A 13452-nucleotide genomic window follows, 5' to 3' on the forward strand; every position below is an offset into this window, starting at 1 on the left:
CCCACCGCCTGGAACGAGTGAATGGAGCGCAATGAATGGATCGACCTTCTGCAAGCCCTGCTGATGGCGCGTGGGCCTGGCGGGCAGGAAGACGATGTACGCGAGTTGTGTCACAAGGCGCTGCAGGGCTGCTGTGACGAGTTGCGGGTGGACCCGGCGGGCAACCTGGTTGGCTTGATCAAGGCAGCAACGCCGGCGCCCGCCAGTGATGCGCTCAAGATAATGGCGCACCTGGATGAAATTGCCATGGTGGTCAAGCTGGTCGACCCGGACGGCACTCTGCAGGTCGCCGCGCTGGGCGGCGCAAAGCCCATCAGCTTCGGTGCCTGCCCGGTAGATATCCTCGGCGACGGGGCTGTACTGCCCGGGGTGCTCTCGTTCGGCTCCATGCACAGCAGCGGCGCCACCGCCCAAGGGCGCGACGTGTTGGCAGGCAATGTGGGCTGGGATGACGTTCACGTGGTTACCCGGCAAAGTCGTGAGGCGTTGATGGCAAAAGGGGTACGCCCTGGCACACGCATTGTATTGAGCCAGCACTGGCGCCGGATGTTCCGGGTAAACGATGGCCTGGCCGCGCACTTCATGGACGACCGCGCGCCGCTGGTTGCCCTCATACTGGCCGCCCACGGCGTGGCCCAACGGCGCGAGGCGCTTGCCCGCGATGTGTGGTTCGTGTGCACCACGCTCGAGGAAGAGTCCAACGCCGGAGCCATGTACGCCGCCTCCCGCTTGCCCGGCGACACGGTACTGGCGGTTGAGGTAGGGCCTGTGCTGGAAGAATACGGTACAGCGTTATCAGCCAATCCCATCGTCAATACCGGCGACCAGAAGGGCTATTACACCCGTGGCGTGGTGCAGGGGCTGATCGAGGCGGCCAAGCGCGCCGGCACCGAGGCGCAGGTCGCGCTACTGGTGGAGTTCGCCTCGGATGCCAGCGCGGTCATGAGCGCGGGCATCTGCCCCAAGGCCGGTTGCATTGCCATCCCTACAGAGAATACCCATGGCTACGAACTGGTCCTTGAAACCGGCATTGAAGCCTGCGCAGCCACTTTGGTCGAATTCGCGTCGGCCCGCCCTGAATCACTATGAGGTGACAGCCATGTATCACTATTTCCAGCAACCTCTGCGCACCGCTCAACGCGCCGTGGTGCTTGCAGCCATGGCCGCCGCAGCCGGTTGCGCGGGGCACTCCACTTCTTCGGACGTCACCGCGCCCGGGGCGGATAAAAAAGCCGATACCGTTGCTTTGGACGCCGGCGCTGCCTTGCTGCAGAGCCGCCCGCCCATCGACGCGTTGAACGCCTACCTCGATGGCTTCCACTTCTATAATGGCCACCCTGGGGCGCAGATGGAGGCTCATCACTACTGCTCGATCCTCAACGAAGAAGTGATCCAGTGCGTGATCTACGACGGCAACGTAAAGGACGCCAAGCTGATGGGGGTGGAATACATCATCAGCGCGCAGCTGTATGCGACCCTTCCGGCGGCAGAGAAACCGCTCTGGCACAGCCATGTGCATGAGGTGAAATCCGGGCAGCTGGTAGCGCCTGGCATACCGGAGCCCGCCGAGCACGCCTTGATGGAAAAGCTGGTCAATACCTATGGAAAAACCTGGCACACGTGGCACACCGACCTGGATAAGAAGCTCCCCCTGGGGGTGCCGCAACTGATGATGGGCTTTACCGCCGATGGCCAGATCGACCCTGAACTGGTCAGTCAGCGGGATCAGCGCCTGGGGATCAACAGCGCTGAAGAGAAGGTGAACCGCGCGGATATCCCCGCACCTGTGGTTAATCCAGGTGCCGATGCCTGGCAGAAGGGTAAGGTGATCCAGCTCGATGACCCTACCGGCCAGCAACACGGAGCAATGCAAGGCGCTGGGCAGAAGGCACCCGCCGCAGCGGCCGAGAATGCTCATTCCTTCAAGCCTTGAGGGTGCCTTTCGGCGGACGGTGGCAAGGCCGAGGAAAGTGGCGCTTTGCCACGGCCTGCGTTCAGGGTACATTCCGCCTAATGCCATGGTTTTTGCGGGATTGTTGTCGTGGCCCTATAAGCACCAAAGGGGGTGACATGTGCGACCACGACAACGACGCCGCGGCCGAGCAGGCGGTGAATGCGTTTTTCGACGAATTGGCAGAGGTACAGATGCCGCATGGCATCGCCTGGGGCCACCAGACCCAGGTTGGCGAATTCCGCGCGAAGGCCGGAACTTCAGGGGCGGCATACCCCACAGAGGAGTTGCTGGGCTACCTGAGCGGGCTGGCGGTTACCGGCGTATTGAGCGCTGACCAAGTGACCCGCTTTACCGACTGCATTCGCGCGTTCACTCAGCGAGGCTGGCTTTAGGGCTGAGTGGATCAGGTACCCATTGCGCATCCCAAAGTGAGTACTGGGCCAGGCTCGCCACCAGCCCGGCCCTTAACGGGTTGGCCACCACATACCGAGCGGCTTGAAGCAGAGAGTCTTCGATTCGAAGCGCGCGGTCATGGTAGCCCTTTTGCCACAGCGGCCCCGTACCTTCCCTGTTCTTGTTGAATACTACGGTTGACCTGGATTTCATTCGACCGACTACGCTGCCTGAGGATTTGTGCCGCAACGAAAACAGCCAGTGGAGATGGTCTGGCATCAGCACCCATGCATAGGTCGAGGTGTGAGCCTCCAGGTCGGCGGCGCGTAAAGCGTGAATAACGGGGCGAGCGCCTGGCCAGTCCATGAAATATCTCTGGCGGTTGTGGGTGACGACGGTTACTAGGTACATGCGGTTTTCTTCGGAAAACCGCCCTTTTCGAAGGGTGTGAGTTTTATACATATCAGGCCTCCATGCCTTGTATTCGTACAAGCCAGACCGTAGCAGCCAGTGCCATGTCGCGGGCAAGCCCGGCTGCTACACGATTTGAAAGTATGCCTGTAGCAGCAAGCCTTGGCTGCGATAGGCCCGACAGGGCCGAGGATTGATGAGCCCCTTTCATAGCTGCAAATAGCCAAGCGGGGCTAATCATTCCAGGCATTCACTTCTACCCTCATCGGGTTACCGCCCAAGCGATAGATTTCCATTGAACGAGAATCTGCGCGCCCGATGAGGACCTCCCATGACCGATGATGCGAACGCCCCTGGCGATCTGGCGCCGTCGCGCCGCAATTTCCTGAAATTCGGCGTGTCTAGCGTCGCTGCCGCTAGCGTGTCCACCTGGATACCTGGCGCAGTGGCTGCGGCCCAGGCAACCGCGCAAGTGGATGAGGAGGCGCCGAAGCAGGGCGAGCGGCGCATTGAGCTCAAGGTGAACGGCCAGGCCCATGTGCTCAACGTGCCGGTAAATGCCATTCTGTTGGACGTGCTGCGCGATCGCCTGCAGCTCACGGGCACCAAGAAGGGTTGCGACCACGGCCAATGTGGCGCCTGCACCTTGATCGTCAATGGGGTGTCCATCAACTCGTGCCTGTCTGTTGCGGTGCAACACGACGGCGACGAGATTCTCACCATCGAAGGGCTAGAGCAGAACGGCCAGCTGCACCCCTTGCAGCAGGCATTCTGGGAGCATGACGCCTATCAGTGCGGCTACTGCACCTCGGGGCAGATCATGAGCGCCTACGCCATTGTGCAAAACCCTGCCATCCCCGAAGACGACGCCAGTGTGCGTGAAGCCATGAGTGGCAACATTTGCCGCTGTGGCGCGTACAAGAACATCCTCAGCGCCATTCAGGCGGCACGGCCCAAAATGAAAGGAGTGGTGTGATGCGCACCTTCCAATACAGCCGCGCGGATTCGCCCGCTCAGGCCATCGGCCGCGCCCCGGACGCTGATCGCGCCTTCCTTGCCGGCGGCACCACCTTGCTCGACCTGGTGAAGCTGGACGTGATGCAACCGGCGGAAGTGGTGGACATCAACCGCCTCGCGCTCAAGCAGGTCGAGCGCCTGAACGACGGGCGCCTGCGCATCGGCGCACTGGTGACCAACAGCGATCTGGCCCATCACCCGGTTGTGGTGAGGGACTATCCGGTGCTGTCCCAGGCGCTGCTTGCAGGCGCGTCCACTCAGCTACGCAACAAGGCAACCACCGCCGGCAATGTGATGCAGCGTGTGCGATGCGGATATTTTCGGGACGGCATTTCGGCCTGCAACAAGCGAACGCCAGGCTCCGGATGCGCCGCCATCGAAGGCCACAACCGTAGCGTGCATGCGGTCCTGGGCACCAGTGATCAGTGCATCGCCACGCACCCGTCAGACATGTGCGTGGCGATGGCGGCCATTGGCGGCACGGTGACGGTGCAGGGCGCAGGCGGGGTAAAGGAGGTGGATTTCGCCGACTTCCATCTATTGCCCGGCAAAACGCCTTGGCTGGAGCACGCCTTGGGCAACAACGAACTGATCACCCACGTCACCCTGGACGCGCCGTTGGCCAACGCTCGTTCGGCGTACCTGAAGTTGCGTGACCGCACCTCATACCAGTTCGCCCTGGCCTCCAGCGCGGTGATCGTGGTGATGGACGGGCCACGCATCGCCCAGGCGCGCGTGGCCCTGGGCGGTGTGGGCACCAAGCCATGGCGGGGCGCTGAAACCGAAGCCGTGCTGGTGGGGCAGGCTCCGTCGCCCGAACTGTTCGCCCGGGCTGCCGCGCGGGCCTTTGAAAGCGCTACGCCGTATTCGCAGAACGCCTACAAGGTCCCGCTCGGGCAGCAGGCAATCGTTCGCAACCTGCGCAACCTTCTGGTGTAAGGAGAGAGCCCATGACCGAGCCCACTATTGGCGCCCCTCAGCGGCGCATCGACGGCCGCCACAAAGTCACCGGCCGTGCCCGTTACGCCGCTGACCATCCGGTGAAAAACCTCGCCTATGCCTACGGGGTGTACAGCACCATCGCCAGCGGGACCGTGCTGAGCATCGACGACCGGGTAGCACGCGCCATGCCTGGCGTGCTTACCGTGCTGCACCACGGCAACATGCCGCCCATCCACCGCTCACCCGCCGCGGCGTTCACCTTCGATATCCGTGCCATTACCTACGTGGATGAACACCGTTTGCCGTTCGAAGATGACCAGGTGTACTACCCCGGCCAGTTCGTTGCGCTCGTGGTTGCCGACAGCTTCGAGCGTGCCCGGGAAGCGGCGCAGCAGGTAAAGGTGCAATACCGCACCGGGGACCTGGCGCCGGGGTTGGAACAATCCCTGCAACGTAAACCTGCAGCGGACGGCGGCGCGGGGCATACCCGCGGCAACGCCGACGCTGCTCTGGCAACCGCGGCGCGCAAGGTAGAGGCCACCTACACCACGCCGGTGGAAGTGCACAACCCCATGGAAATGCACAGCACTACGGCGTATTGGGAGAACGGTCGACTGTTTGTGTATGAATCCACGCAAGGCGTGGTCAATCATCGTAACGTGCTGGCCAACGTATTCGACCTCACCCCCGACCGCGTGGAAGTGAAGGCGCCATTCATTGGCTCGGGCTTTGGCAGCAAACTCTTCCCCTGGCCCCATTCGATTGCGGCCTGCGCCGCCGCGCAAGTGACCGGCCGGCCGGTGCAGCTGGTGGTACCGCGGGCGCAGATGTTCACCACCGTGGGCCATCGGCCACAAACTTCCCAGCGGGTACACGTGGCCGCAGATGCCAAGGGCAAGCTGGTGGCGATCAAGCATGAGTCGGTGAACACCACCTCCATGGTGGACGTGTACATCGAGAACTGCGGCGGCGTAACCAAAAGCTTGTATTCGTGCCCTAACGTGGTGGTGAGCCATGCCAGCGCACCGGTCAACCGTGGCACGCCCACGTCCATGCGGGCGCCTGGCGCGGCGCCGGGGCTGTTCGCGCTGGAGTCGGCCATGGACGAACTGGCGTTGGCCTGCGACATGGACCCCTTGGCGTTTCGCCAGAACAACCTGTCCAGCCGGGACGAAAGTACGGGGCTGCCGTGGTCCAGCAACCACTTGGCCGAAGCCCTGAGCACCGCCGCAGAGCGTTTCGGCTGGCAGCAGCGCAAGCCTGGCGTAGGCGCCATGCGCGAGGGGGACGAGATCATCGGTTATGGCCTTGGCGCCTGTAACTGGGAGGCTTATCGGATTCCTGCCGAGGCGCGGGTCACCCTTCGCGCGGATGGCACCGCGCTGGCCCAGTGCGCGGTGCAGGACATCGGCACTGGCACCTATACCATCATCGCGCAAACGGTGGCGGACCTTACCGGGCTGCCGCTGGAGCGCATCGAGGTAGAGTTGGGCAGTTCGGCGTTCCCGGCCGGCCCATTGTCGGGCGGCTCCTGGGCCACCGCCAGCGTGATGCCCGCCGTGGCCGAGGCTACCCGGTTGGCACTGCGCAAACTCAGCGGGTATGCCACCGGCAAAGGCGGGCCCTTCGCTGGCACCGCACCCGAAGCGCTCACCGTAAGCGGTGGGCGGCTGAGCGACGGTCAGCGGGCGATCGCCTTCGCCGACGTGCTCAAAAACCAACGGCTGTCGCGGGCCGAAGCGGAGTACCAGAGCCCCGGGGCGGACACCAGCAAGTTCGCCTTCCGATCCTTCGGCGCGCACTTCGTGGAAGTGCGCTGGGACCCGGGTATTTCGAGGCTGCGCGTGGCGCGGGTGGTAAGCGCCATCGACGTAGGCCGGGTGGTCAATCCGCTGGCGGCGCGCAACCAGGTCGAGGGCGCGATTGTGATGGGCATCGGCATGGCCTTGTTCGAGGCTGCGGAGTTCGACCCGCGCAATGGGCTACCAGTGAACAACAACTATGCCGAATACGTGGTACCGGTGAACGCCGACCAACCCGAAATCGACGTGATCCTTCTGAACCATCCGGACCTCCACCTCAATGAATTCGGTGTGCGAGGCATCGGTGAAATCGGCGTGACCGGGCTGGCGGCCGCAGTCGCCAATGCCGTGTACCACGCCACCGGCAAGCGCATCCGCAACCTGCCGATCACCCTGGACAAACTCATGGACGGTATTGAGCAAGGTTGAACAAGGGCTGCCCGGCAAAGTGCCGCTCGAGGTTAGCCAGAAAAATGTCGATGATCGCCTCGCCGCTGCCGGTGGAAATGGCCGAGGTATGGGGCGTGATGCGCACCTTGGGGTGCAGGTACAACGGATGCCCGTCGGGCAAGGGCTCTGGTTCGGTCACGTCGAGCGAGGCAAAACCGAGCGGGCCATGGTCGAGCGCCTGGAGCAGGGCGGCGTGATCCACCAACCCGCCACGGGCGATGTTGATCAGGTGCGAGCCCGGCTTGGCGCTGGCCAATACCTGCGCGTTCACAATATGCCGCGTGGCGGTGGTCAATGGGGCAGCGAGCACCAGATGGTCGGCCTGGGCAAACAGTTCGTGGATATCCGCAGCCACCGTTACGCCTGCGATGCCCGGAGGCGTATCGCTCTGGCGCAACGCAGTCACCCTCAAGCCCAAAGCAAGGGCCTTGCACGCCAGGTGCTCACCAATGGAACCGAAGCCAAGAATCCCCAGCGTTTGCCCGGCAACTGGCGTGAGCGCCGTGTGCTGCCATTGGGCACTGCGCACGTAGAGCTCAGGCAAGCGCTTGTTGCGGGCGAAAATCGCCGCCAGCACAAACTCGGCGATGGGTTCGCTGGCGCTTCCCCGCGCGGTGGTTACGGGCACCCCATCGAACAGCCAGGCGGGGTAGAAATCTATCCCGGAGGAGGTGAGCTGAACCCAGCGCAGGCCATAGGGCCAGCCCGGCGGCGGCGTGTCAGGCGCAACATAGCCGCGCACATTGATCGGGCGCCCCAGCAATATATTGGCCTGAGGTGGAAGGTCGCTGGGCACACCTGCGGGCACATCGACCACTTCAATGTTTGGGTATAACCCGGCCAATCGCGCTCGGAGTATCTGATTGAGGGTGCGGTCAAGCTGGCTTGCGACCAGCAGGCTGGCGAGCGAAGCAGGGGACGCAGGCATGTCAACTGTCCATGTCGGAAGATCGATCCGCACGATAAGGGCATGCGGCGTTCGCAGTGAAATGCCCTGTTCGAATAAGCTAATGATAATTCGATTGCATATTAGGATATGCCAATAATGAATTTAGGGCATGCAACAAGCGGTGCTATGTTCAGCCGATAAAGCCCGCTTCCTCTTTCGGCGACCGTGCGCGCGGATCCGAACCCACCCGTTCCGGAGATGCTGCATGCCTGGCCGTTCTGCCAACCCCGTATCCCGCCGCCGCTTGCTCGGTTATGGCGCTGCCGCCCTGGCTAGCCCGCTGTGGCTACCACTTGCCGGGCGCGCCCTGGCTGATGAGCCCAGCCATGCCGACCATGGCCAGGCCGCTGAACCCCCAGGTACGGGGGCCTTTATCAAACTCGACGCCCCTTACAAACTGAAACTGGCCATCAACCTCAACGCCGTTTGCCTTGCCCCTGTGGTGATAGCGCACGGGGAAGGCTTTTTCACCAAACACAACCTGGATGTGGAATTCGTGAATTTCGGTAATTCCACAGAGGTACTTCTCGAAGCCATCGCCACGGGCAAGGCGGATGCCGGGTTGGGCATGGCCCTGCGCTGGCTCAAGGCGCTGGAGCAGGGCTTTGACGTGAAGCTCACTGCGGGCACTCACGGGGGCTGCCTGCGCCTGTTGAGCGCCAGCAGCAGCCCGATCACATCGTTGGAAGCGCTCAAGGGGCAAACCATCGGTGTAACCGACATGGCCAGCCCGGACCGCAACTTCTTTTCCATTCTGCTGAAAAAGCATGGGGTGGACCCGGTGAGCGACGTGCAGTGGAAGCTTTATCCCGCAGACCTGCTCGGCACGGCGCTGGACCGGGGAGAGGTGCAGGCTATCAGCGGCAGCGACCCGTTCATGTACCGGCTGATCAAGGCGGGGCAGGCGCGGGAGCTATCGAGCAACCTGGTGGATGAATACGCCAACCTGTCGTGCTGCGTGGTGGGCGTTACCGGCAAGCTGGTGCGAGACAACCGCCAGGTGGCTGCGGCACTCACCCAAGCCGTGCTGGAAGCCCACGACTATGCGGTTCAACACCCGGCGGCAGTGGCCAAGGGGTTCCAGAAGTTCGCGTTGAACACCACCGAAGCCGAGGTGCAGGCCATTCTGCATGACCACACCCACGGGCATCATGCGGTGGGTGCCGCGTTTACCCAGGAAATCGTGACCTATGTGGACGACCTGAAAACCGTGCAGGTGTTCGATGCCAGCACCGATGCCAGGCAGTTCGCCGGGGAGATCACCGCCGATGTCTTCAGCTGAGCTCACCCAATCCACGCCCGCCGCCCGTCGGCGAAGCGGGCCCATCGCCTGGCGGCCCGCGCTGGCAAGCCTGGCATGGCTCATGGCGGGCGTGCTGACCCGCTTTTACCCGGACGCCACCCGCCATTGGCCGCTTACTGACGCCTTGGGAAATGCGCAGCTGGCCGCCGCAGTGCTGATTGCAGCACTGGCGCTGGCAGGTGTACGCCTGCCGGAACTGAACCGGCGATTACGCCACGCCTCAGCCTGGCTGATCGCACTGGGCGCTTTGTTGGCCTTGTGGGAACTGGGCACGGCAAAGCTGGCGCTGCTGCCCGTGCCGTTTTTTGCTCCCCCTCAAGCTTTGGTCGCCGTTTATGTGAACGACTGGGCGCGGTTGCTGGACAGCTTGGCCCATTCGGCACTGCTGTTGGGCACTGGTGTGATTACCGGGGCAGCGTGTGGCTTTGTGGCGGGGGTAGCCATGGGCTGGTCCAGCGCGGTCGGCTACTGGCTGCACCCTGTGCTGCGCATTCTTGGCCCGGTGCCGTCCACGGCGCTGTTGCCCTTGTGTTTTTTCCTGTTCCCCAGCAGCTGGAGCGCGAGCGTATTTCTGATCGCGCTCGCCACCTGGTTCCCCGTCACCGTGCTCACCTGGTCAGGTGTGACCAGCGTGGACAAGGCCTATTACGACGTGGCCCGTACCTTGGGTGCCAGGCCGTGGTTCCTTGTGCGTCGAGTGGCCATCCCGGCTGCCTTGCCCCATGTATTCGTGGGCGTGTTCATGGGGCTGGGGGCCTCGTTCTCCACCTTGGTGGTGGCGGAAATGATGGGGGTTAAATCGGGCATCGGCTGGTACCTGCAATGGGCGCAAGGCTGGGCGGCCTACGCCAACATGTATGCGGCCTTGCTGTTGATGGCGGTGTGTTGCTCAGGGCTGATATCCGCCCTGTTCAAGGTGCGTGATCGGCTGCTGGCCTGGCAAAAAGGAACGGTGAAATGGTAGCGCTCAACCAACGCCCCACGGCGGGGCTGGCCGTGCACATCGAGGCGCTAAGCCATGCTTTCCACCTGGATGGTCAACCGCTGCCGGTGCTGGATAACGTGAGCCTGAGCATCGCGCCGGGCGAGTTCGTCGCCCTGCTGGGCCCCTCCGGCTGCGGCAAATCCACACTGCTGCGGCTGGTGGCGGGGCTGGAGCCCGCCGATGAAGGTACGTTGCTGGGCGATGGGGTGCCGATTACCGGGCCGCATCCTAGCCGCGTAGTGATGTTCCAGGAGCCCACGTTGTACCCGTGGCGGCGGGTATGGGACAACGTCGCCATCGGCCTGGAAGCCCAAGGGGTGCTCAAAGGGCAACGCAGCCGCGTGGACAACGCCTTGGCCAAGGTGCATCTGACCGAGTTCGCCCGCGCCTGGCCGCGGCAGCTGTCCGGCGGCATGGCGCAGCGGGTGGCACTGGCCAGGGCCTTGGTGAACGAGCCGCGCTTGCTGATCCTCGACGAGCCGCTGGGCAAGCTGGATTCGCTTACCCGTATCGCCATGCAGAAGGAACTGACCGACCTGTGGCAGCGCCAAGGCTATACAGCCTTGCTGGTTACCCACGACGTGGAAGAGGCGCTGTTGCTGGCCAACCGTATTATCGTGTTTGGCGACCGCCCGGCGAGGGTTCGTTCCGAAATCACCGTAGACCGAGGCTTTCCACGGCGCAGGGACGACCCGTACCTGGTAGGCCTGCGCAGGGACATCCTGGCTCAGCTAGGGCTGAGAGAGCCCGCTTGAGATGCAGTATTTGCATCTTAGGATATGCCTTAAATGAATTTCACAACGGCTTCGCCAGTGCGTAGGTTATAAGCGAACAGTCTTAATATCACTTCGCTTATAACCGGCCATATGGAGGCCCCTTTGCGCACTCTCTTCAAACTCGCCGCTGCCGCGCTCGCTGCTTCGATCAGCCTGGGCGCCTCCGCGCTAACGCTGACCGTAGGCGACCAAAGCTACAACACCCGTGCCGTGATGGAAGCCGCCGGGGTGCTCGAAGGCCTACCGTATACCCTGGAATGGAAACAGTTTACCGCTGGCTCGCCGGTGGCCGAGGCGTTGAACGTGGGCAGCCTTGACCTGGGCCTGCTGGGGGATGCGCCGCCGCTGTTTCTTGGCGCGCTGGGGGCGCCTATCAAGGTGATCGCGGTGACCCAACAAAACCTCGACGGCGTGGCCATCATTGCGGCCAAGGATTCTTCGATCAAAACCATCGCCGACATCAGAGGAAAGCGCGTGGCGATCTGGAAAGGTTCCTGGAGCCAACAGTTGTTGTTTACGGCCTTGGACAAGGCGGGCATACCCCGGGATCAAATAGACATCCGCTACCTCAGTGCGCTGGATGCCTCCCACGCCTTGGATGGCGGGTCAGTGGATGTGATCGCCACCTGGGAACCCTACGTGACCCAGCAGGAGCGCCAGGGCGCACGGGTGATCACCACGGCCAAGGGATTGATCCCGGCGCAAAGCTTTGTGGTGGCCAACAATACGTCACTGGAAGAGAAGCGCGCGGCCATTGAGGATTTCCTCGGCCGTTTGAAAAAAGCCCGCAGCTGGACCCTCAGTGACGCTGCCCATAACGAGGCCTATGCCGACGCCTGGGCCGAGCGCAGCCGCGCCGATCGCGAGATCGCCCGGGCCTGGTTCTCCCGGGCGCAAACCAACCTTGGGCCGGTGAGCGAGCAGAACATCGCGGACGCGCAAAAAACCATCGACTTCTTCGCCGGGCTGGGCCTGATCAAGGCGTATCCGGCGGCCCAGTTGTTCGACCGCTCGTTCACCACCGCCCTGGCCGTGCCGGGTACCGCCACCGCGCAAACCGCGCCCTGACACGAGGCCCGAACATGAGCAAACGACAGCTGAAACTAGGTGCCCTCACCATGGGCGTGGGCGGCCCCGGCCGGCATAACCTGTGGCTGGACCCGGAACTGCCCGCCGACGCCAGCGTGAATATCGACTGGTACATCGACATCGCACGCCAGGCCGAAGCGGCGCTGTTCGACCTGATCTTCATCGTTGACAGTCAATTCATCACGCCCGGTTCGCCGCCCCATTACCTGAACCGGCTGGAGCCGCTCACGCTGCTGTCGGCCCTGGCGGTCAGCACCCGGCACATCGGCCTGGTGGGCACGCTCACCACTTCGTATAACGAACCCTTCAATGTGGCCCGCCGCCTGGCGTCGCTGGACCTGATCAGCAAGGGGCGGGCAGGGTGGAACGTGGTCACCAGCGGTGACGCCGGGACCGCCGGCAACTATGGCCGTGACGAGCACTACGACTACGACACCCGTTATGGCCGTGCCCGTGAGCATGTGCAGGTGGTGCAGGGATTGTGGCAATCCTGGGAAACCGATGCCTTTGTGCGCGACCGCAACACCGGGCGCTATTTCGACCCGGCCAAGCTGCATGCGCTGAACCACAAGGGTGAGCATTTCTCTGTGGTGGGGCCGTTGAACATCCAACGGTCGCCACAAGGGCAGCCAGTGATTTTCCAGGCGGGGGATTCCGAGCAAGGCCGGGAACTGGGCGCTGCCATTGCCGACGTGGTCTTCACTCACGCGCCGAGCCTGGAGCAAGGCCAGGCGTTTTACAAAGAGATCAAGGAGCGCGCGCGCCTCCAGGGGCGCGATCCCGATCAGGTGCTGGTATTGCCAGGCGCAGAGATCTTCGTGGGCGATACCGATGAGCAGGCTCGGGAAATCGAACGCCATTATCATCAGGCCGACCACAGCTTCGAGCAGGCCTTGCTTGAATTTGGCCGCTCGTTTGGCTGGCATGACTTCAGCCAGTATGACCTCGATGCGCCGTTCCCGGCCCAGGCGCTGGAGTTTGCTCGCAGCAGCTTTTTCACTGTGGCAAAACGGATCACCGACCGGGCCGTAAGTGAGGGCCTTACCCTGCGCCAGGCCGTGGAAGCCTCTCGGCAGTTGCGCCCGGGCGCATTTGTGGGCAGCGCGGCGACCATCGCCCACAAAATGGCGTTGTGGCTGGAGGCCAGGGCAGTAGACGGCTTCAATATCTATATCGGCCACCCGGGCCAGTTCCGCCGGTTCACTGAGGAAGTGGTGCCGCTGCTGCAGGCGCGCGGGGTGTACCGCACCCAATACCCAGGCACCACGTTGCGCGAAACCCTGGGATTGGAGATTCACGGCAACGTACGCGGTTAGCTCACTGGCAGTGTGGCGAAGCGACGCGCCCAATGGTAGCGTCGCCGCTGATTACCCTACATACG

General features: G+C 63.1%; 13 protein-coding genes. 11 read left to right on the forward strand and 2 right to left on the reverse strand.

All coding sequences use genetic code 11. The features are described from left to right. Window positions 1–21: 21 nt before the first annotated feature. The 3 genes from AC3Z8Y_RS11770 (at window position 22) to AC3Z8Y_RS11780 (ending at window position 2346) form a co-directional block, all read left to right on the forward strand. Entirely contained in the window at window positions 22–1089 is a 1068-nt protein-coding gene (locus AC3Z8Y_RS11770) for a zinc-binding metallopeptidase family protein (protein ID WP_490089844.1), read from the forward strand. Window positions 1090–1159: 70 nt separating this feature from the next. Continuing rightward, complete coding sequence (locus tag AC3Z8Y_RS11775) at window positions 1160–1933, forward strand: OBAP family protein (RefSeq protein ID WP_490089986.1); 774 nt, start codon at window positions 1160–1162, stop codon at window positions 1931–1933. Between the two features lie 137 nt (window positions 1934–2070). Continuing rightward, window positions 2071–2346, forward strand: coding sequence for a hypothetical protein (locus AC3Z8Y_RS11780; RefSeq protein ID WP_490089845.1), 276 nt, complete (start codon window positions 2071–2073; stop codon window positions 2344–2346). Here the strand turns inward: AC3Z8Y_RS11780 and AC3Z8Y_RS11785 are convergent. Then, window positions 2324–2809, reverse strand: a complete 486-nt coding sequence (locus AC3Z8Y_RS11785; protein WP_490089846.1) for an REP-associated tyrosine transposase — start codon at window positions 2807–2809, stop codon at window positions 2324–2326. The two genes, AC3Z8Y_RS11780 and AC3Z8Y_RS11785, sit on opposite strands and share 23 nt — an antisense overlap. 280 nt (window positions 2810–3089) lie before the next feature. Between AC3Z8Y_RS11785 and AC3Z8Y_RS11790 the strand changes: the two genes are divergently transcribed. Genes AC3Z8Y_RS11790 through AC3Z8Y_RS11800 form a run of 3 tightly spaced genes read left to right on the forward strand, consistent with a single transcriptional unit; the run spans window position 3090 to window position 6948 of the window. Beyond that, complete coding sequence (locus AC3Z8Y_RS11790; RefSeq protein ID WP_490089847.1) at window positions 3090–3734, forward strand: (2Fe-2S)-binding protein; 645 nt, start codon at window positions 3090–3092, stop codon at window positions 3732–3734. Then, window positions 3734–4714: an FAD binding domain-containing protein gene (locus AC3Z8Y_RS11795; protein ID WP_490089848.1), complete on the forward strand. Its 981-nt coding sequence runs from the start codon at window positions 3734–3736 to the stop codon at window positions 4712–4714. The genes AC3Z8Y_RS11790 and AC3Z8Y_RS11795 overlap by 1 nt, the downstream gene beginning before the upstream one ends. Before the next feature lie 11 nt (window positions 4715–4725). Continuing rightward, window positions 4726–6948: a xanthine dehydrogenase family protein molybdopterin-binding subunit gene (locus tag AC3Z8Y_RS11800; protein WP_490089849.1), complete on the forward strand. Its 2223-nt coding sequence runs from the start codon at window positions 4726–4728 to the stop codon at window positions 6946–6948. Here the strand turns inward: AC3Z8Y_RS11800 and AC3Z8Y_RS11805 are convergent. Then, the gene (locus AC3Z8Y_RS11805; RefSeq protein ID WP_490089850.1) at window positions 6923–7897 is read right to left on the reverse strand and encodes a D-isomer specific 2-hydroxyacid dehydrogenase family protein; all 975 of its coding nucleotides are present in this window, start codon (window positions 7895–7897) and stop codon (window positions 6923–6925) included. The two genes, AC3Z8Y_RS11800 and AC3Z8Y_RS11805, sit on opposite strands and share 26 nt — an antisense overlap. 226 nt (window positions 7898–8123) lie before the next feature. On the opposite strand from AC3Z8Y_RS11805, the gene AC3Z8Y_RS11810 reads away from it, so the two are divergent. The 5 genes from AC3Z8Y_RS11810 (at window position 8124) to AC3Z8Y_RS11830 (ending at window position 13387) form a co-directional block, all read left to right on the forward strand. Continuing rightward, window positions 8124–9200 carry an ABC transporter substrate-binding protein gene (locus AC3Z8Y_RS11810; protein WP_490089851.1) on the forward strand — a complete coding sequence of 359 codons (1077 nt, stop codon included), beginning with the start codon at window positions 8124–8126 and terminating at the stop codon, window positions 9198–9200. Further along, window positions 9187–10185: an ABC transporter permease gene (locus tag AC3Z8Y_RS11815; protein WP_490089852.1), complete on the forward strand. Its 999-nt coding sequence runs from the start codon at window positions 9187–9189 to the stop codon at window positions 10183–10185. The genes AC3Z8Y_RS11810 and AC3Z8Y_RS11815 overlap by 14 nt, the downstream gene beginning before the upstream one ends. After that, on the forward strand, window positions 10179–10961 hold the full coding sequence (locus tag AC3Z8Y_RS11820) for an ABC transporter ATP-binding protein (protein WP_490089853.1): 783 nt from the start codon (window positions 10179–10181) through the stop codon (window positions 10959–10961). The genes AC3Z8Y_RS11815 and AC3Z8Y_RS11820 overlap by 7 nt, the downstream gene beginning before the upstream one ends. Window positions 10962–11084: 123 nt before the next feature. Continuing rightward, entirely contained in the window at window positions 11085–12050 is a 966-nt protein-coding gene (locus tag AC3Z8Y_RS11825; RefSeq protein WP_490089854.1) for an ABC transporter substrate-binding protein, read from the forward strand. A gap of 14 nt (window positions 12051–12064) precedes the next feature. Then, window positions 12065–13387, forward strand: a complete 1323-nt coding sequence (locus AC3Z8Y_RS11830; RefSeq protein WP_490089855.1) for an LLM class flavin-dependent oxidoreductase — start codon at window positions 12065–12067, stop codon at window positions 13385–13387. Window positions 13388–13452: the final 65 nt, after the last annotated feature.

This window comes from Pseudomonas sp. 3MAES_34.3B, assembly GCF_058145875.1.